Annotated in this window: 13 protein-coding genes; 3 read left to right on the top strand and 10 right to left on the bottom strand. The window is 67.3% G+C overall.

Annotation, left to right across the window (positions count from 1 at the left end):
* The first annotated feature begins 2 nt into the window (after positions 1-2).
* Positions 3-806, top strand: a complete 804-nt coding sequence (locus GJV26_RS28930) for a TatD family hydrolase (RefSeq protein WP_155712008.1) — start codon at positions 3-5, stop codon at positions 804-806.
* A 5-nt stretch (positions 807-811) separates the two neighbouring features.
* Here the strand turns inward: GJV26_RS28930 and GJV26_RS28925 are convergent, their stop codons facing one another.
* Complete coding sequence (locus tag GJV26_RS28925) at positions 812-2,128, bottom strand: alpha/beta hydrolase family protein (protein WP_229419489.1); 1,317 nt, start codon at positions 2,126-2,128, stop codon at positions 812-814.
* A 342-nt stretch (positions 2,129-2,470) separates the two neighbouring features.
* Between GJV26_RS28925 and GJV26_RS28920 the strand changes: the two genes are divergently transcribed.
* Both GJV26_RS28920 and GJV26_RS28915 read left to right on the top strand, forming a co-directional pair.
* On the top strand, positions 2,471-4,897 hold the full coding sequence (locus tag GJV26_RS28920; protein WP_155712006.1) for a DNA internalization-related competence protein ComEC/Rec2: 2,427 nt from the start codon (positions 2,471-2,473) through the stop codon (positions 4,895-4,897).
* Positions 4,898-5,213: 316 nt separating this feature from the next.
* Positions 5,214-8,333 carry a TonB-dependent receptor domain-containing protein gene (locus GJV26_RS28915; RefSeq protein ID WP_155712005.1) on the top strand — a complete coding sequence of 1,040 codons (3,120 nt, stop codon included), beginning with the start codon at positions 5,214-5,216 and terminating at the stop codon, positions 8,331-8,333.
* A gap of 221 nt (positions 8,334-8,554) precedes the next feature.
* Here the strand turns inward: GJV26_RS28915 and GJV26_RS28910 are convergent, their stop codons facing one another.
* The 9 genes from GJV26_RS28910 to GJV26_RS28870 all read right to left on the bottom strand — a co-directional run bounded on the left by GJV26_RS28910 (position 8,555) and on the right by GJV26_RS28870 (position 18,930).
* Positions 8,555-10,057, bottom strand: coding sequence for a glycoside hydrolase family 28 protein (locus tag GJV26_RS28910; protein ID WP_173346303.1), 1,503 nt, complete (start codon positions 10,055-10,057; stop codon positions 8,555-8,557).
* A gap of 13 nt (positions 10,058-10,070) precedes the next feature.
* On the bottom strand, positions 10,071-11,705 hold the full coding sequence (locus tag GJV26_RS28905) for a glycoside hydrolase family 43 protein (protein WP_155712003.1): 1,635 nt from the start codon (positions 11,703-11,705) through the stop codon (positions 10,071-10,073).
* Between the two features lie 150 nt (positions 11,706-11,855).
* A complete protein-coding gene (locus tag GJV26_RS28900) occupies positions 11,856-12,623 on the bottom strand; it encodes an ABC transporter permease (protein ID WP_155712002.1) in 768 nt (255 codons plus the stop codon).
* Between the two features lie 11 nt (positions 12,624-12,634).
* Complete coding sequence (locus GJV26_RS28895; protein ID WP_155712001.1) at positions 12,635-13,492, bottom strand: ABC transporter ATP-binding protein; 858 nt, start codon at positions 13,490-13,492, stop codon at positions 12,635-12,637.
* A complete protein-coding gene (locus tag GJV26_RS28890) occupies positions 13,489-14,472 on the bottom strand; it encodes an ABC transporter substrate-binding protein (protein ID WP_155712802.1) in 984 nt (327 codons plus the stop codon). Before GJV26_RS28890 ends, GJV26_RS28895 begins: the two co-directional genes overlap by 4 nt.
* 152 nt (positions 14,473-14,624) lie before the next feature.
* Positions 14,625-15,350, bottom strand: coding sequence for a GntR family transcriptional regulator (locus GJV26_RS28885; protein ID WP_229419488.1), 726 nt, complete (start codon positions 15,348-15,350; stop codon positions 14,625-14,627).
* A gap of 451 nt (positions 15,351-15,801) precedes the next feature.
* Positions 15,802-16,428 (bottom strand): superoxide dismutase, encoded by a 627-nt coding sequence (locus GJV26_RS28880; RefSeq protein ID WP_155711999.1) that lies wholly within the window; start codon positions 16,426-16,428, stop codon positions 15,802-15,804.
* A 237-nt stretch (positions 16,429-16,665) separates the two neighbouring features.
* Positions 16,666-16,971: a protease inhibitor I42 family protein gene (locus GJV26_RS28875; RefSeq protein ID WP_155711998.1), complete on the bottom strand. Its 306-nt coding sequence runs from the start codon at positions 16,969-16,971 to the stop codon at positions 16,666-16,668.
* A 42-nt stretch (positions 16,972-17,013) separates the two neighbouring features.
* Entirely contained in the window at positions 17,014-18,930 is a 1,917-nt protein-coding gene (locus GJV26_RS28870) for a C1 family peptidase (protein WP_173346301.1), read from the bottom strand.
* Positions 18,931-19,101 lie beyond the last annotated feature (171 nt).

Below are 19,101 nucleotides of genomic sequence, written 5' to 3'. Positions count from 1 at the left end.
CCATGTGGATCGACACGCACTGCCACCTCGATGCGCGGGAATTCGGCGGAGATTCGCTCGGCGTTGCCGCACGGGCCCTGGACAAGGGTGTCGGCATGATCGTCATCCCGGCCATCGACCGCGGCAACTGGGAAGCCGTGCGGTCGCTGGGCGCCGCCGCCGGCAACGCCTCGTATGCGCTGGGCATCCACCCGATCTTCGTGCCGGCCGCCACCGAGGACGATCTCGCCGCGCTGCGCGAGGCGGTGCTTGCCGCGATGGACGACCCGAACTTCGTCGCCATCGGCGAAGTCGGGCTGGATTTCTTCATTCCCGAGCTGTGCGAACCGGCGATGCGCGAAAAACAGGTGCTGTTCTTCCGAGAACAATTGAAGATCGCCCGCGAGTTTGCCTTGCCGGTGCTGACCCACGTGCGCAAATCGCAGGACCAGGTGTTGAAGCACGTGCGGCAGATCCCGCCGGCCGGCGGCATCGCCCACGCGTTCAACGGCAGCTTCCAGCAGGCGCAAGGCTACATCGACATCGGCTTCAGGCTGGGCTTCGGCGGCAATCTCACGTTTACCCGTGCGCTGCAGATCCGCCGGCTGGCGGAGCAGCTGCCGCTATCGTCGATCGTCATGGAGACCGATGCGCCGGACATCGCTCCGCACTGGGTGCATCCCGGCGTCAACACGCCGGACCAGGTGCCCGGTATCGCGGAAGTGCTGGCGCAGCTGCGGGGTATTTCGCTGGACGAACTGCAGGCCGCCACCACGGCGAACGCGCACGCCGTCATGCCGCGGCTGCGCGCATTGACGGGCGCATAGCCGCGCTATTGCGCCGGCAGGTGCCGCAATTGCAGTCCAACGGCCGCGCGCTTGCGAAAACCCTTCCACTCGGCGGTATCCGGCCCCGCGGTACCGGCCGCGGGTAGCGCCGGCAGGTCCAGGTACGGTTGCAGCGGCTGCCCCTTCAGCGTAATGCCGAGGAATGCCGTGATGAAGTGCTGGTTGATGTTGTTGATGCGCCGGCTGTCCCACACCGGTTCGGCATAGGCCATGAAATCCTCGAAGCCGGCTGCCGCCGCGGCCGGCGGTGGCGAGTTGGGCGCGGTGTTATGGCGCGCGCCCCGGTAGGTGAGCAGGTAGCGGTCGGCGTTGACGGCGCCCTGGAAAAGGCGCAGCACGCCATCCTCGTAGCCGGAGATATCGTCCTGGTCGCCGCCGATGAAGAGCGTGGGCGTGCGCATGCCGGCCAGCCCTGCGGCATCCCAAATCTTGCCGGCACCGCCCCACGGCGCGATGGCGACGACGGCCTTGATGCGCGGGTCTCGCCGCGCGTCGAACCGCGGATTGCCCTGCTGGTGGATCGCCAGGGCGCCGCCGGAAACGTAGGCGACGGCCGCTTCGCTGATGCCGGCACCCACTGCGTTGAGCGCGCCGTAGCCACCCATCGAGTAGCCGACCAGCGCGGTGTTTCCGGTGTCGACCCGGCCGGCGAGGAAATGGCCGCTGCCGGCTTTCGACCATCCGGCCACTGTTTCGAGCACGAACAGGTCGTCGAGCGGGCGGTTCAGCAGCGTGCTGGGGAAGCCGGCCTTGTCGGCGCGCGTGGATTCGGCATGGTCGATGGCGACCACGATATATCCCTTCGATGCCAGGTTCTCGGTCAGGTAGCTCATCTGGAGGCGCGAGCCGGGATAGCCATGCGAAACGATGACCAGCGGATAGCCGGATGACGACACCGTGGCCGGCGCCGGTTTTGCATCGCGCGCGGCCCGCCCGGTGAACTGGAACGGCGTGTTGGGCCGCGCCGGGTTGCCCGGCCCCGAGCCCAGCACGTCGGTGTAGACCGTGTGTTCCTTCTCGCCGGGCGCCAGGCTGGCCGGATACCATATTTCAAGCGTCAGCTTGCGCGTGTAGCGCGGATCGGGATTGCCGGCGGTGGCGCGCAGGATATCGAGCTGACCGGCGTGCTCGATGACCTGCGTGCGCACGCCGACCCGCAGCGGGCCGCGTGCCGCCAGTTCGGGGGCGTCGGGGCGCGCGTCGCCGTAATATTCGGCAGTTGGTGCCAGCGCCGCCGCCGACGCTCCAACCGGCGCAAATGCCGCCATTGCCGCCGCGCCCATGACCAGGTGCATTGCCATCTTGCCCACCGCCTTCATACATTGTCCCTTTCATCCGATTGTTTGTGCCGTCATCGGCGAGCTTGCGCCGCGTCCGCCGGTGATCGATGGTACCGATACCATGGCGCCAGTATCGCGTCAGGTACCCGCGAAGTCAAAGAACATGTCGAAGCATCGATATGTTTTTTGGCAATATGCAACGCCGATCATCCGCCAGGGCGCATCGACACGGCGGTCGCATGAGGCCGGCCTTGACGAACTTCAAGGCCACGGCGGTGGACGCGCCTATCGTAGTGCCTCGGCCGCCCGCCCGCGCGGGCATGCGGCATCCGGCCGCAAGGTTTCCTGTTCCGGTGAGGTGGCATGCGCAGCTCGATCCTCGGCTTCGTCGGCGGTGCGGCGCTCCTGCAGACGCAGGCCTCGCTGCCTTCGCACCCCGGTTCCTGCCTGATGGCATGCGCGGTGGTCGCCGCGCTGCTTGCCTGGCGGGCACGCGGCGGGTGGCGCGTGGCGGCGGGCGCCACATGCGGCGCGGCGCTGGGTTTCTGTTGGGCCGCACTGCTGGCATCGCACGCGCTGGCGCCGGCGCTGGCCAAGGCCGACGAGGGCCGAGACGTCATCGTCACCGGCACGGTCGACAACCTGCCGAACCGCGCCAGCCAGTTCACGCGTTTCTTCTTCACGGTCGAGCACGCCGAAGGCATCGACGTACCGCCGCGCATCGCGCTGTCATGGTATTCGGGATTTCGCGGCGAAGTCCACCAGGTACCCGACCTGCGGCCAGGCGAGCGCTGGCGGCTGAAGGTGCGGCTTCAGCGGCCGCACGGCAACGCCAATCCCCACGGCTTCGACTATGAACTTTGGCTGCTCGAACAGGGCATCCGCGCGACCGGCTACGTGCGCAGCGAAGGCCCTAACGAGCGTCTCGATGGCTTTGTCTTCACTCCGCGTAACGTGGTCGAGCGCATGCGCCACGCGCTACGCGACAAGATCGGGCGGGCGCTGGCTGGCAGGGAGTATGCCGCGGTGATCGTGGCGCTGGTCGTCGGCGACCAGCGCGGCATCGACCAAGGCGACTGGCAGGTGTTCAACCGCACCGGCATCAGCCACCTCGTCTCGATCTCGGGGCTGCACATCACGATGATCGCCGGGCTGGTTGCCTGGGCCGCGTCGGCGCTGTGGCGCCGCTCGCTGTTCCTGCGCCATGCGCAGTTGCCGCTGCTGCTGCCCGCACAGAAGGTCGGCGCGCTGGCGGGCATCCTGGCGGCGCTGTCGTACGTGCTGCTGGCCGGCTTCGGCGTGCCGGCGCAGCGCACGCTCTATATGCTGTGCGTGGTGGCGCTGGCCCTGTGGCTGGACCGGATCGCGTGCGTGTCGCATGTGCTGGCGCTGGCCGCCGGGCTGGTCGTGCTGCTCGATCCATGGGCCGTGATGTGGCCGGGCTTCTGGCTGTCGTTCGCCGCCGTGGCGGTCATCCTGTATGCGTCGGTCGGCCGCACCGCGGTGCACAAGAATCCCGGCGACCCCGGATCGCCCGATCCCGATGCCCGGCGCCCGGCACCGCTGACGCGCCGCCAGCGCCTGGCCGTCACGTTGAAGGCGGCGGTCAATACGCAATACGCCGTCACGCTCGGCCTGGTGCCGTTGACGATGCTGCTGTTCGCGCAGGTGTCCGTCATCAGCCCCATCGCCAATGCCATCGCCATTCCCGTGGTCAGCCTGCTGGTCACGCCCTTCGCGCTGGCCGGCGGCCTGCTGCCCCAGCCGCTGGCGACGCCGTTGCTGGTTGCGGCGCATGAGCTGATGCGCTGGCTGGCCGGCTTGCTGCAGTGGTTCAGCGTTGCGCCGCTGGCGGTGTGGAACGCGCCGGTGCCGCCATGGTGGCTGTTCGCGCTGGCGCTGTTCGGCACCGCCTGGCTACTGGCGCCGCGCGGCTGGCCCACCCGGTGGCTTGGCGCCTTCACGTGGGTGCCGCTGCTGGCCGCGCAGCCCGATGCGCCGGCGCCCGGCACCGTGCGCGTGCTGGCATTCGACGTGGGGCAGGGCATGGCGGTGCTGGTCGAGACGGCCGGCCACCGGCTGCTGTACGACACGGGACCTTCGTACGGTGGCGATGCGAATGCCGGAAGCCGCGTGATCGTTCCCTATCTGCGAGCCCGCGGCATCGGCCGGCTCGACGGCATGGTGGTCAGCCATGGCGACGCCGATCATGCCGGCGGCGCGCTGGCCGTGCTGCGGGATATCCGGGTCGGCTGGTCGCTTTCGTCGCTCGATCCCGGGCATCCGGTCGCCCGGGCCGCGCCCGCGCATCGCCGGTGCATTGCAGGCCAGCGCTGGGAATGGGACGGCGTGCGCTTCGAAATGCTCCATCCGACAGCCGGCAGCTATGCCGACGCTTCGCTGAAAACCAATGGGCGCAGCTGCACGCTGCGCATCGTCTCTCCCGGCGGAACGGTGCTGCTCCCCGGCGATATCGAGGCGCGGCAGGAAGCTGAACTCGTGGCCCGCTCGGGCGCCGGCCTGCGTTCCGACATCCTGCTGGTGCCGCACCACGGCAGCGGCACGTCGTCGACGGAACCGTTCCTCGATGCCGTGCGACCGGAAATCGCGCTGCTGCAGGTGGGGTACCGGAACCGGTACCGGCATCCGAAGAAAGAAGTGATGGACCGGTATGGCAAGCGTGGCGTGTGGTCGGTGCGCAGTGACGAGTCGGGGGCTGTCACGATCGACCTGGGCGACGGGATGGCAATCGAACAGTACCGCGATGTCCGGCGCCGGTACTGGCATTGAATGCCGTGTCGCTTTGCTGCAACCGCTGATCATGCGGTGATCGGGCGCATGTCCGCCCGATCAGGCCGGCGATCGCCCGAAACGATGCCAATGACCGGATTCCGCGAATCGGAAAGAAATGCGCGTCGAACGCGCAACTTCATGACCGCGGCGACATTAATCAATTCCCTGATCATCCGGGAATTGACTCCCCGGATAAAACGTTCATACCATCGATCCGATCATGCCTGGGAGCGCAAACATCGGCGGCCGGCGGATCGCACGGGTGAGTGGAGACGTATAACAAGAAGCGGTACCTTTGATCGAAGGATGCACGATGCGACAGCAACAGCGCGGCACCGGGAAGAAAACCCGGCAACAGCAATCGGTTTCGGCGGTCCTCGACGTGTTTCGGATCGCGGCAGGCATTGCCGGCGCGGCGGCGACGGGCGGTGTGGCCATCGCGCAGGAAGCGCAGGCGCCGAAGGAAGAAGACACCAAGGTCGTCATCACCGGCACGCGCCTGGTGAACCGCGGCTTCCTCGCGCCCACACCGGTCACGGTGCTCGACGCCCAGGAGCTGAAGGTGACCGGCACGCAGAACCTGGAAACGCTGCTGACGGACACGCCGCAGTTCACGGCCAGCCAGCTCAGCAGCCCCACCGCCAACACCATGCAGGCAGGCCAGCCTTCCGGCACGGCCACGCTCAATTTGCGCAACCTGGGCCCGACCCGCAACCTCGTGCTGGTGAACGGCCGCCGCTTCGCGATCACGGGCCCGGATTTCACCACCGATATCAACGCCATTCCCGCGGCGCTGGTGCGGCGCATCGAGACCGTGACCGGCGGCTCTTCCGCCGTGTACGGTTCCGATGCGATCTCCGGCGTGGTCAACTTCATCCTGCGCGACAACTTCGAAGGCGTGGAAGTCAATGCCCAGCGCAGCTGGGACCAGCCGACCCGCACACCCACGAACAGTGTCGACCTGACCGTCGGCGGCAACTTCGCCAACAACCGGGGCAACGCGGTGCTGTCGCTGAACTACCTGAACCGCGAAGGCATGACGCGCGGCGAGCTGGGTGGCTATTCGCTGCCGTCGCTGGGCGACGGGTGCGTGACCGCCGCTTCATGGTCGGCCACCCGGCCCGGCACGCCGCTGGCCGTGCCGGGCGGGCAGACGTGCCTGTCCGCCGGCGGCCGCCCCGGCCTGATCTACAGCGGCTCGTCCACCGTGCCCAACGGGAGGATCGGCAACCTGCCCGTCATCGGCTCGCCGGGTTCGAATCCGGCGCTGGACGCGGCCCTGCGCGCCGCCGGCCTGCAGGGCATGGGCACGCTGGGCGCCATCTTCGACGCGAGCGGCAAGGCGGTGCGGCCGTATGTGGCGCCGGACGACGGCTACGATCTCGGCCCGCTGTCCTATGTGGTCACGCCGCAGAAGCGCTGGATGGGCAATGCGTTCGCCCACTACGACTTCAACGACCGTGCCACCGGCTACCTGGAAATGCACTACAGCAGCAATACCGCCCGGGTGCAGATCGGCCCGAGCGGCGCCGGCGGCAACTTCCTCGTCAACACGAACAACCCGTACCTGAGCCCGCAGATGCAGGAAGTGATGCGCCAGCTCGACCTGCGCGAAACGGGCACGCTGCGCGCCACGAACGGCTCGCAGACGCTGACGACGGTGGCCGGCGACGGCCTGGCGCTGGTCAACCTGAACCGCCGCCTGTCCGACGTGGGCACCCGCGTGGGCGAGACCGACCACTCCGTGTACCGCGTCGCGATCGGGCTGCGCGGCGACCTGCCGGGCGTTTCGGAGAACTACCTGAGCGACCTGAAATACGATGTGTACTATACCAACGCGCGCACCACCGAATCGCAGTACCAGGCCGGCTCGATCTCGCTCAGCCGCTTCCAGAACGCGCTGCTGTCGCAGAACGGCGCGGCACCGGTACTGAACCCGTTCGGCCAGAACATCGGCGCCGCGGGGCGCGATGCGATCATGATCGCATCGAATTCCGACATCGTCGCCGAGCAGCAGGTCGTCGCCGGCAACGTCACGGGCAAGCTCGTCGAACTGCCCTCGGGCCCGGTGGACTTCTCGGCCGGTTTCGAGCGCCGCCATTCGTACAGCAAGTACACGCCCGATGCCTTCCTGTCGTCGGGCGACGTGTCCGGCTGGAACGCGGCGCGTGCCACGGAAGGCGAAGCGACCGTCAAGGAATTCTATGGCGAGGCGCGCATGCCGCTGCTGAAGGACCGGGCGTTCGCGAAGAGCCTGAGCGTGAGCGGCGCGTTCCGCCATTCCGACTACGACGTGGAATCGGTCGGCAAGGTGTGGACCAGTTCCATCGGCACCGAATGGGCGCCGGTGGACAGCCTGACGTTCCGCGTGCAGAAGCAGAAATCGATCCGGGCGCCGAACGTGGGTGAACTGTACGGCGGCCAGGGCCGCAACGGCCCGACCGCCATCGACCCGTGCTCGAGCCGGGCGCCATCCGGCCAGCAGACCGCCGCCGTGCGCGCGTTGTGCGAGGCCACCGGCGTGCCGGCCGGCCTGGTGTTCGACCCATCGGTGCAGCCCACGCAGTTCCTCACCCAGGTCCTCGGCGGCAACCCGAACCTGGAGGCGGAGACGTCGCACACCACCACCATCGGCGCCGTGTTCGCGCCGGCCGCCATGCGCGGCCTGCAGATGAGCCTCGACTACTACAGAATCACGCTGGACAACGCCATCTCCACGCTGGGTGGCGGCGGCATCCAGTCGGTGCTCGACCTGTGCTACAACACGATCCAGAACGTGGACAGCGTCTACTGCCGGGCGATCAACCGCGACCCGGTCACCGGCCAGATCGCCGCGCCCACCTACGTGATGACCACCTCGGCCAATATCGGCGGCATCAGGACGAAGGGCGTGGACCTGGCCGTGCACTACGGCTTCCCGACCGCCTGGGGCCTGTTCGGCAACGGCGCGCGCTGGAACCTGGACACGAACTGGACATACGTCGACGAACTGACCTTCACGCCGATCCAGGATATTCCCGGCGTGACGAACGAGTGCGTGGGCTCCTGGGGCGGCACCTGCGGCCAGCCGGTGTCGAAGTGGAAGGGCACGGCGCGGGTCACGGTCAATTCCGGCAAGCTGATGCTGTCCGCCCGCGCGCGGTTCAGCAGCAGCGTGACGACCGATGCCTACCTGGTACCGCTGCGCAAGGGCGTGACGCCGCCGGCGTACGACTCGCTGACCAATCCGCGGATCGGCGGCTACACGTACCTGGACCTGACGGCCGGCTACGACTTCTCGAAGTCGGTCAACTTCACTGCCGGTATCCGCAACGTGACCGACAAGGACCCGCCGGTGCTGGGTTCCACGCAGCTGCCGTCGAACAACTCGGTGTCGGCCAGCTACGATCCGCTGGGACGTACTTTCTTCGCCACGCTGAACGTGAAGCTGTAGGCAGCCTCATTGAAAAAACGGCTGCCCGCGCAGCCGTTTCCTTTGCCCGAACTTCCCTAGGGAACCGCTGATTTATTCATGGCGGCGATCTTAGCCATGAGAAAACGCGCCCAGCTGCGTCACAAATGCCCTGCCATACCCAGGTATGACAGGGCATTTGCGTCTTGCTGGACACGTTTTTCAAGACTAATCTCATCCACCAGCAATAAATCAGCGCTTCCCTAGGCGAGCGTGCAGGCCATCGGCGCGATCAGCGCCCGCCGCGCATCCCTGCCGGCACTGGTGAACCGCACGCGCTGCAGCGTCAGGTGGCGCACGTCCCGCGCCCACAGGCCGTAGGCCGGCATCACGGCAGCGAACATGTGCGGGTCCGGGTACAGGCCGCGCCCGTCCGGGATCTTCGCCGGATCGGGCGCCGGGCCGGCGGCCGGCGCCATCGCCAGCTGCACGTCGCGCAGGAGCACATGCTCGATCCGGCGCTCCGGGATGCCGATGAAGAACGAGCCGCGCACGCCGTTGTCCTCGCCGGTGATGCGGTCATACACGATGTGGCGCAGCGTGCCCGGGCCCGGCCGCTTCTGTTCCGGGCGCACGCGGCCCCGGTCGCCGAGGATCAGGAACAGCGGGCTTTCCGTGCGCACGATGCGCACGTCGTGCACGAGTACGCGTTCCAGCGTGCCGCCGTCGACGGTTTCCCATGAAATGCCGCCGTCGGCCTTGCGCCGCCGCACGGCGCGCATCGCGTCGGACGGCCCGCCCAGCACCACATTGCGCACCAGCACGTTGCGGAAGTCGCCCTGCGAATCGGTGCCGAACTTCAGCGCGTTGCAGGTGCTGTAGAACTCGCAATTCTCGATCAGGATGTTTTCGCCGTTGCGCTGGCTGGCGCCCTTGAAGCACAACCCGTCGTCTTCCGCGTTGATGAACACGTTGCGCACGATCACGCGCCCGCAGCCGTCGATGTCGAGACCGTCGTTATTGTGGTTGACCTGGTTCTCGACATGGATGCCGTCCACGATCAGGTCTTCGCAGTTCAGGTAATTCTGCATCCAGCACGGCGAATCGCGCATGCGCAGGCCGCTGATCACCACGTTCTTGCAGTCGAGCATGCGGATCAGGAACGGCCGCCCCGGCGTCGACCCGGTGGTCTGCTCGCCCGGGAAATTGTCCTTCGTGCCGCGGCCGTCGATCGTGCCCTTGCCGGCCAGGCCCACGCGCTCGCAGCCTTCGGCGAAGATCAGCGACTGGTTCATGCCCATGTTGCTGTCCTGGACCGTGGGCCGGCGCGCCCGGCGTTCCGGATAATCGGCAAGGTCGGTGCTGGCCAGCAGGCGGCTGCCCTCGGCGATTTCCAGCATCACGCCCGAGCGTAGGTCGATCGTGCCGCTCACGTAATCGCCCCGGCCCAGTCGTACAGTGCCGCCGCCGGCGGCGGCGCAGGCGTCGATGGCGCGCTGGATGGCCGGCGTGGCCAGCGCGCCTTTCGCGCCTGTCGCCAGGCCGTAGGATTCCGGTTCGAACACCTGGTCCGGTACCGGCCAGGGGCGCAGCGTGCGCGTCAGTTCTTCCGCCATCCTGTCCAGGTCGCGCCGCAGCGCATCGGCCCATGCCGGCGCCGTGCCGCACTTTGCCGCCATGGCCGCCGCCGGCAAGGCCGTGCCGAACAGGCCGCCGGCCATCGCCAGGGCCAGCCTGCGCCGCCGCGGATTCGTCGTTGCCACCATCAGCCATCTCCCGTCATTCGAGGATGCGGACACGGAACCAGTCCACATCGATGTAGTTACGCTGGATCGTGTCCGGCGGCCTGTCCGCCTTGCCTTCGTCGGCGTCGGAACGGATGTACGTGAACACCGCCGGGCGGCTGCCTTTCCACCACGAGAATTTCGCCAGTTCCGTCACGGGCCCCAAATCCCTGAATCCGTCGTTGTCGCCCAGGGCGTAGGAGAACTGCACGGTCTGGTCAGTGCGTACGCTGGCGCGCAGCACGACCGAGTTACCGTCGATCCGCGGGCCGCGCGTTTCCTGGCCAGCGTTCGCATACGCCAGGTAGTTCGCGCCGCCTTCGCGCACGATGCCGATCCACGGCACCTTCACGCCGAACAGGGTGAGGCCGGCGCGCTGCGCCTCGGCCATGCCTTGCAGCTCGATGCGCGTGGTGATCTCGGCGGCCGGTCCTTGCAGGATCTGCGTCAACGTATTGCGCGCGCCGACCAGGTGGCGCGCCCTGTTGCCTTCGATGCGCAGGAAGCCCGGGCGCTGGGCGAGGCTCCACCGCGCCGCGTCCGGGTTATGGTTCCACGACCACTGCAGGCCGAGCGTGCCATCGGAAAACTCGTCCGAGTCCTGCAGGCGGTAGTCGGGAGACCGGACGGCGGTGCGCGGCACGGCATGTTCCGGCACGGGCAGGCCGCCGTCGCCCATCACCGGCCAGTCGTTCTCCCAGACCACGGGTTGCAGGTGCGCGATGCGGCCGAACGCGCCGGTGCTGTTGAAGTGGACGAACCAGCCTTCGCCGGACGGCGTTTCGACATAGCCGCCCTGGTGCGGACCGTTCAGGCCGTTGCCCGGATTGAGCACAGTGCGATGTTCATAGGGCCCATGGATCGAGCGGGCGCGCAATACCGCCTGCGGGCCGGTGCCCACGCCGCCGATCGGCGCGAAGATGTAGTACCAGCCGTTGCGCTTGTAGACCTTCGGGCCTTCCAGCACCGGCAGGTTGACCTTGTCCTCGATGATCGTCTTGCCCGCATCCAGCAGCCGGGTGCCGTCCAGGCTCATCGCGTGAAGGATGATCGGGCCGGCGCCCACCTTCGAATGCACCAGCCATGCCTTGCCGTCGTCGTCCCAGAACGGGCACGGGTCTTCGTAGCCCGCGCCCGCCAGCACGGTGACGGGCGCCGACCACGGGCCCGCCGGGTGCTGCGCGGAGCTCATGAAGATGCCTTCGTCCGGCGTGGCCCAGTAGACGTAAAAGCGCCCGCCGTGCTGGCGGATGGCCGGCGCCCACACGCCGCCGGCGTAGCGCATGCCGCTTCCGACCGGCTTTGAAATGCCGTCGGCGAGCGTGTACGGCGGCACCATGTCGTAGGACGGGTGGAACGGCAGGCTGTCGAGGACATGGCCGGCGATCCTCCAGTGGACCAGGTCCTTCGACTGCAGCACCGGCAAGCCGGGCGAGAAATGGAAGCTGGATGCGACGAGAAAGTAGTCGTCGCCCGCCCGGATCACGTCCGGATCCGAGTAGTCGGCATGGATGACCGGATTCTTGTAGCGCTGCGCCGGCGCCGCCGTGGCACAGCCGGCGTCGAAGACCGACAGGCAGGCCAGCGCCACGCAGAAGCCGCCGGCCAGGCGGAAGAGGGCATGCTTCATGGCCGGCCCTGCGCCGCAGGGCAACCGCCATCGATATCGCTCATCCTGTCTCCGTATTGTTTTTACTGCTTCCGGCCAGTAGATGCCAGCGCGGCCGGCGGTGTCAACACGGAAGCAATCAACCTGGTGAGCAATGTGCGATGGCGAGGTTTAACGCCCCGTTCCGCCCCGGTGCGCCCAGGCCGTGGAGCGTTTCTCGATCACGGCGAACAGCTCGTACATCGCCATCGCCATGGCGCCGATCACGCCCAGGCCCGCGAACGCCAGCGGCATCTTCATCGACGAACCCGCCGACACCAGCAGGTAGCCGATGCCTTCGTTGGCCGCGTTCATTTCCGACACCGTGGAGCCGACGAAGGCCAGCGTGATGGCCACCTTCAGCGACGCGAAGAAGTAGGGCATCGAGCGCGGCAGGCCGACCTTGAGCAGCACGTCCAGGCGGCGTGCGCCCAGCACCCGGAGCACATCCTCCAGCTCCGGTTCCAGCGTGGCCAGGCCGGTGGCGATGTTGACCATGATCGGGAAGAACGAGATCAGGAACGCGGTGAGGATGGCCGGGCCGGCGCCGATGCCGAACCACACGACGAGGATCGGCACGAAGGCCGCCTTCGGCAGGGCGTTGAAGGCGGTCATCAGGGGATAGGCGGCCGCGTACATGACGGGCGACGAGCCGATCAGCACGCCGAGCGCGACGCCGACGGCGACGGCGATGCCGAAGCCCGTCATCGTCACCCAGAAGGTGCGCCAGGCATGGCCGGCGATCGGGCCGGCGTATTCGACCAGCGACTGGCCGATCGCCCAGGGGCTGGGAAAGATGAACTCGGAGATCGAGAACGCGCCGCAGACGACCTGCCACAGCAGCAGGATCGCCACCAGCAGCGCCCACGGGGCGAAGGTCTTGAGGGATTTGTTGTTCATTGCGGGTCCGTTCAGGTGCTGCGCACGCGGCCGATGTGCTCGCGCAATTCGTGCACGAGCGCGCTGAACGGCTCGGTGTACGTGGTGTCGAGGTCGCGCGGCTGCGGCAGCGGGTTTTCGCGCCGGGCCACGATACGGCCCGGGCGCTTGCTCATCACATAGATCGTGTCGGCCAGGAAGGCCGCTTCGCGCAGGTCGTGCGTTACCAGGATCACATTGAATTTGCGTTCGGTCCACAGGTCGCGCAGCACGCACCACAGCTCCTCGCGGGTGAATGCGTCGAGCGCGCCGAACGGTTCGTCCAGCAGCAGCATCTTCGGCTCATGGATCAGCGCCCGGCAGATCGATGCGCGCTGCTGCATGCCGCCGGAAAGCTCCCACGGATACTTGTCCGCGTAGCCTTCCAGGCCCACGGTCTTGAGCAGCGCCAGAGCGCGCTCCACGTACTTCGCGCGATCCTTCTTCCACGTGTTCCGGTAGGGCTCGACGATTTCCAGCGGCAGCAGCACGTTTTCCAGCGTGGTACGCCAGGGCAGCAGCGTGGGTGCCTGGAACGCCATGCCCACGATCTTGAGCGGCCCGGTCACGGCCTGGCCGTCGATGCGCACGGTGCCCCGCGTGGGCGCCTTCAGGCCGGTGGCCAGCTTCATGAACGTGGACTTGCCGCAGCCGGACGGGCCGACGATGGCGATGAATTCTCCCGGCCTGGTCTGCAGCGTGATGTCTTCCACCGCGAACGCGTCGGAGTTGTCGTACGCCAGGTATACCTGGTTGAAGTCGACGAAAGTCGTGGACGTGGCGTTCCCCGCGAAGTCAGGCGTCGCCGCCGGCGAATCCGCCGGCGCGTTGATCACGGCCCCGGCGCTCATTTCGGGAACACGTTCAGTTCGGCCGCGGAAGGCAGCAGTGTCGACACCCAGATCGCCTTCGGATCGACGCGTGTCTTCGTGGCATAGGCATCCGACACCTGCGACGCCATCAGCGACAGGCGCGGCGCGGAGACCTGGCCGAAGCCTTCGGCTTTCGCGCTCGGCGTGGCGATCGCGCTGGCAATCGCCAGCTTCAGGCGGCGCAGTTCCAGCTTTTCGTCGATCAGGCCATCGCGTTCCTTCAGCACCTTGATCGCCGCTTCCGGGTTGGCGATCACGTCCCTGGTCGCTTTCGCGAAGGCGCGCAGGAAGCCTTTCACCGCTTCCGGCTTCTGCTTGATCAGCGAGTCCGAGGCGATGATGGCGTTGCCATACAGCCGCACGCCGTAGTTCGGATAAGGCAGGATCACCACGTCCGCGTCCTTCACGCCGCGCGCGTTCAGGTTGAGCAGCGACGTGAACGAGAAGCCGGCGATCGCATCCACGTCGCCCTTGACCAGCATGGTCTCGCGCAGCGCCGGTTCCATGCTGGTCCACGGCGAGCCGGCGGGATCGAGTCCGTTGGCCTTGGCCAGGATCGGCCACGCACGGCGGCCGGCGTCGAACACGGGCGCGCCCAGCTTCTTGCCCTTCAGGTCGGCCGGCGACCTGATGCCGGATTTTTTCAGCGCCAGGATGGCGGCCGGCGTATCGTTATAGACCATCATCACGCCGACCGGCTTGCCCGGCGCGGTGGGGTTGTTGGCGGTGAATTCCATCAGCGCGGCCAGGTCCGCGAAGCCCATGTCGTACGTGCCCGAAGCGACGCGGTTGACCGCGTTGGCCGAGCCGTTGCCGGCGTCGATCGTCACATCGAGCTTTTCCTGCGCGAAGTAGCCTTTGCTCTTCGCAACGAGGAACAGCGCCGCCGGGCCTTCGAAACGCCAGTCGAGCTGGAACTTGATCTTCGTCTCCTGGGCCAGGGCGGGCAGCGCGAGCATGCACAGCGCCAGGCCGGCGGCGAGCCGGGACACGCGGGACGAACGGATGGTAGAACGCATGGGTATTCCTTCTTCTGGTTGAATGGCTGTAACGAGTACGGTTGCGATGAATGTGGTTGCGGCCCGGCGTGTCCGGGTTGCCGTGTAATTGGCTATTCCCGCTTGCGCCTGCCCGGCGCGCCCCCGGGCGGCGCCCCCTTGCCCAGGGCGCTGCGCAAGTCGAAGCGTGCCGGCGCGCGCGCGAGCATGCGGCATGCGCACTGTTCGAGGTGCCGCGCCATTTGCGCCTGCGCGCGCGCGCCGTCCCTGTCGCGCAGCGCATCGATCACGGCCGCATGTTCGTCGAACGAGCAGGGCTGCTGGCCGGCGGTATCGAGGTTGGAGATGAGCAGCGTGGTGCGCGACACCAGCCGGCGCAGCGTGTCGACCAGCAGGCCGTTCCCGGCCAGCTTCGCCAGTTCGATATGGAAGTCGGCGGACAGGCGGATCCACAGGGGCCGGTCGCCGCGCATCCAGGCATCGCGTTCCCGTGCGATCAGCTCGCGCAGTGCGCGATGGCCCGCCTCGGTAAGGCTGCCGGCCAGCTTGTCCATCACCTTTGCCTCCAGTACCTGGCGCAGTTCGAACATGTCCTCGGCTTCGCGCTCGCCCGGGCTGGCGATGTAGGCCCCGCGATTCGGTTCGAGGTCGACCAGTCCGTCGGCCGCCAGCCGGGCCAGCACGCGCCGCACGTGGTGCCGCGCCATGCCGTAGATCTCGCCCAGCGCCTGTTCGGTCAGCTTCGTGCCGGCGGTCAGGCGGTGCGACATGATCGCGTCGTACACGTCGAGGTACATGCGCTCTTCCGGCGCGATGTCGGCGGGAGGCGGCGAAAGCATGATCGGTTTCGGGGCAGGCGGCATGGGTACGTTGTTTTCAATGGAGTCGGGTATTGCTAAGCAAACCGCGTGCCACTGCTGGAAAATGTCGACAATCCACGACGTGTTTCAGCCGTGGAGGCGCATGGCGCCTGCATTCCGGCGCTTCGGCGGGCTGTGGCGCGGGCGCCGATTGTCGACAATCGGGCGTGGAGGATTGCCCCAAAAGAGGCGCGCGATGCACCGCGACGATGCGGACGGCGTTCAGGAACACGGTGCGGGGGCTCCCGGCCGGGTGCTAACGCCAGGAAGGGACAGTCGAAGGTGGAAGACCAAGGGGAGCAATGATGCCGTGCGGCGCCACTGTGGAAACCGGAGCAGGCTGGCGTCGGGCTGGCGTTGTCCGGATGCGGCGGGGATGCGCGCGAAGTATGCGCAAATCACGCGCGAAAAGCGGAGGGAAGCGGGTGTGTTACTTCAGGGCGGCTTCGTAGCGGCGCGCCACTTCGTTCCAGTCGATGATGTTGAAGAAGGCGACGATGTAGTCGGGGCGCCGGTTCTGGTAGTTCAGGTAGTACGCATGTTCCCAGACGTCGAGGCCCAGCACCGGCGTGCCGCCGGACAGGCCGGCGAACTTGCCCATCAGCGGGCTGTCCTGGTTGGCGCTGCTCTCGACCAGCAGCTTGCCGTCCGTGCCCACCGTGAGCCACGCCCACCCGCTGCCGAAGCGGGTTTGCGCGGCCTTCGTGAATGCTTCCCGGAACTTGTCATAGCCGCCCAGGTCCGTGTCGATGGCCTGCGCGAGCCGGCCCGCCGGGGCGGAAGTTTCGGGCGTCAGCACGGTCCAGAACAGCGTGTGGTTGGCATGGCCGCCGCCGTTGTTGCGTACGCCCGCCTGGATCTGCGCGGGCAGCGTGTCGATCGACTTGATCAGTTCTTCCACCGGCACCGGTTCCACGCCGGCCTCGCCGAGCGCGTTGTTGAGGTTCGTGATGTAGGTCTGGTGGTGCTTCGTGTGGTGGATTTCCATCGTGCGCGCGTCGAAATGGGGTTCGAGCGCGTTGTAGGCGTACGGCAGGGGCGGCAATGTGTAACTCATGTGTTCTCCTTGGTGATGAATCGGGAGTCGCCTGGGTCGAAAAAGCCTGGGTTGACAGCGCGGTATGCCGGCAACGGTGCGTGCCGATTGGTACCGGCCGCCATGATAGCGCGCCGGGCCGTTTCGCGTGCGACGGCAGGCGCTATCGGGCGGCTGGAGATCCGCTGGACGACTGCCGCACAGCGTCGCCGACGCGCCTGCCGCATCGCCGTGTCACACCGGGCATCCCGCGCGCCGTCAAGGCGAATGCTGGCTGACGGTAACCCCCTGGCGCTCGAGGGCCTCCGTGCGCCAGCCGCGTTTCAGGATGAAAACCAGCTCCAGGGTGGCCCGGCCCTGGAGATCCAGGCTGAAAACACGGTTGCCCGCACCGCCAGGCGCCTTGCCTTCCTCCTCGGCGAAGGTGGCAGCGGCAACATGACAGGCCAGTGCCGCATCTTCCAGCTCCCAGCGATATCCAGTGGCAGGGGCTTCCGGGAGAGCGACCGACGCCTTGCCGTCCCGATCCGCGGCAATCGTGAGCGCCGGGCGTTGTCGTGTCATCGCTCATTCCCCTGTTGCCTGGTGACGGTTTTCCGCAGTCTGTCATGGGTACCAGAAGCTGTCGCCGATCGATCCGTTGCTTCCAGTCCACCACAGCTCCATGCTGTCGGGGATACGAGAGACCGAAGCAATGCGGCCGGATGCGGATGCACTGCCAGCCGGCGCCAGCGCGAATCGCTGCCACGCGTTTCCTTCATACCAGAAAGCATCCTGCACCGAGCCGTCGCCGCCGATCCACCAGAGTTCCAGGCTGTTCGGAATGCGCGACACGGCTGCAATGCCGCCGTTGACCGATGCGTGGCCGGCGGGCGCCAGCTCATAGCGTGTCCACTGGCCGCCTTCGTACCAGAAAGCGGCCTGCACCGAGGCATTCGCACCGGTCCACCACAGCTCCATGCTCCCCGGTATACGCGATACCGCGGCAATCCCTCCCTGCGGCGACGCGCTGCCTGCCGGGGCAAGCTCGTAGCGGGTCCATTGGCCGCCCTCGTACCAGAATGCCGCCTGCACCGAGCCATTCCCGGTAACCCACCACAATTCCATGCTGCCCGGGATGCGCGACACCACCGTGATCGCGCCGTCCGCTGCCGCGCTTCCGCCGGGGGCCAGTTCGTAGCGCGTCCATTGCCCGCCTTCATACCAGAATGCGCCCTGCACCGATCCATTCGCGCCTGTCCACCAGAGTTCCATGCTGCCGGGAATGCGCGACACCACGGCGATGCCACCGGCGGGCGAGGCGCTTCCGGCCGGTGCCAGTTCGTAACGCGTCCATTGGCCGCCTTCGTACCAGAACGCTGCCTGCACCGAGCCGTTGGCGCCGATCCACCAGGTTTCCATGCTGCCTGGAATGCGCGATACCGCTGCGATCGCACCTTCGGGCGACGCACTGCCTGCCGGCGCGAGTTCGTAGCGTTGCCACTGCCCACCGTCGTACCAGAAAGCGGCCTGGACCGAGCCATTTTCCCCGATCCACCACGTCTCCATGCTGCCGGGGATCCGCGTCACGGCGGCGAGCCCGCCATTCAATGCGGCGCTGCCCTGCGGGGCCAGCTCGAAACCGCGCCAGCCGCCGGGAATCTGCACCCCTTCGATCCCGTACATCGGGAACTGGTTGAGCGAGCCGTCCGGGTCGCGGTCCGTGCTCGTATCGTCGATGCCACATTCGCCGTAGCCGATCCGGAAGAAGCCGCTATCGCCCCAGTCGGGGCCCCATGAGTTCTTGGCGATCCAGCAGCGGTCCGTGTCGGAGTAACCCACCACCTCGACGCAGTGGTAGCCGGCGTGGTTGCCGGTCAGGTGACGGTAGATCCCCGTGCCGGCCAGGAAAAAATCGTCGTAGACATGAAACGCCGCACAGACCGGACCGCGCGACGAAAGCCACTGTTTTCGTTCAGCCGTCGTCATCAGGACTGACTGTCCGGAAGGCCGGTATAAACGCGCCTCCCGGTGCGGATCGATGCGGCAACCCGGCGTGCCGGCGCCGTCGAAGGCGCTGTCGTACGGAAAGAGTTCGTCCACCGGTATGCCGCGTGCCGTGGCCTGGTCGATGGCATCCGAGGGCCACCATCCACCGCAACCGGCGCCGTGGCTGGAGCAGAAATGCAGGTCGGCCTCGCTCAGGTCCGTTATCTGCCCGGTTGCGATGGAAACGACCGATTCGACGGCGGCGCACACGCAGAACGACACGCAGGCGCCGCAATGCTTCTGGTCCTTGACGGGAGAGATGTGGTTCCGGCCGCCGACGTTGCGCCAGTCCATTGCGACGGGCAGGCCGGCAATCGCGGTGGCGAACCGCGGTTTGCGCGCGAGTTCGGCCAGTTGCCTGCGGTCGACGAGCACGCCAAGCAGGCTCCGCCGCGCGTCGTCGTCGAGCGCAGTGATCCTGCTCTCGCGCGCCGACCACGGATTCCCGGCAAGGTTGAGCAGGTGACGAACATTCGAAACGTTAAGTCCAGGCATGATGTGTGCTCCATAGGTTGGAATCGATGACGCGGCAGAAAGCTGCCAGGCGTGGGTAGAGGTTGGTGCGCAGCGCAGTGCATGCCGACGCGCCCTGCCGCGCCGGTTGTCCGGCCGAGCGTGGCGACAGGACGACGATTCGTCTTTCCGGGCGCTCCGGGGACCGGTGCC

This window comes from Pseudoduganella dura (assembly GCF_009727155.1).
GTDB lineage: Bacteria > Pseudomonadota > Gammaproteobacteria > Burkholderiales > Burkholderiaceae_D > Rugamonas > Rugamonas dura.
Note: the sequence above shows the minus strand (reverse complement) of the source record. Positions and strands in the feature narration are given on the sequence as shown.

Bases quoted from the DNA above. Each gene is read 5' to 3' on its own strand.
- GJV26_RS28930 (WP_155712008.1), top strand. From the start codon at position 3: ATGTGGATCGACACGCACTGCCACCTCGATGCGCGGGAATTCGGCGGA.
- GJV26_RS28925 (WP_229419489.1), bottom strand. From the start codon at position 2,128: ATGGCAATGCACCTGGTCATGGGCGCGGCGGCAATGGCGGCATTTGCG.
- GJV26_RS28920 (WP_155712006.1), top strand. From the start codon at position 2,471: ATGCGCAGCTCGATCCTCGGCTTCGTCGGCGGTGCGGCGCTCCTGCAG.
- GJV26_RS28915 (WP_155712005.1), top strand. From the start codon at position 5,214: ATGCGACAGCAACAGCGCGGCACCGGGAAGAAAACCCGGCAACAGCAA.
- GJV26_RS28910 (WP_173346303.1), bottom strand. From the start codon at position 10,057: ATGGTGGCAACGACGAATCCGCGGCGGCGCAGGCTGGCCCTGGCGATG.
- GJV26_RS28905 (WP_155712003.1), bottom strand. From the start codon at position 11,705: ATGAAGCATGCCCTCTTCCGCCTGGCCGGCGGCTTCTGCGTGGCGCTG.
- GJV26_RS28900 (WP_155712002.1), bottom strand. From the start codon at position 12,623: ATGAACAACAAATCCCTCAAGACCTTCGCCCCGTGGGCGCTGCTGGTG.
- GJV26_RS28895 (WP_155712001.1), bottom strand. From the start codon at position 13,492: ATGAGCGCCGGGGCCGTGATCAACGCGCCGGCGGATTCGCCGGCGGCG.
- GJV26_RS28890 (WP_155712802.1), bottom strand. From the start codon at position 14,472: ATGCTCGCGCTGCCCGCCCTGGCCCAGGAGACGAAGATCAAGTTCCAG.
- GJV26_RS28885 (WP_229419488.1), bottom strand. From the start codon at position 15,350: ATGCTTTCGCCGCCTCCCGCCGACATCGCGCCGGAAGAGCGCATGTAC.
- GJV26_RS28880 (WP_155711999.1), bottom strand. From the start codon at position 16,428: ATGAGTTACACATTGCCGCCCCTGCCGTACGCCTACAACGCGCTCGAA.
- GJV26_RS28875 (WP_155711998.1), bottom strand. From the start codon at position 16,971: ATGACACGACAACGCCCGGCGCTCACGATTGCCGCGGATCGGGACGGC.
- GJV26_RS28870 (WP_173346301.1), bottom strand. From the start codon at position 18,930: ATGCCTGGACTTAACGTTTCGAATGTTCGTCACCTGCTCAACCTTGCC.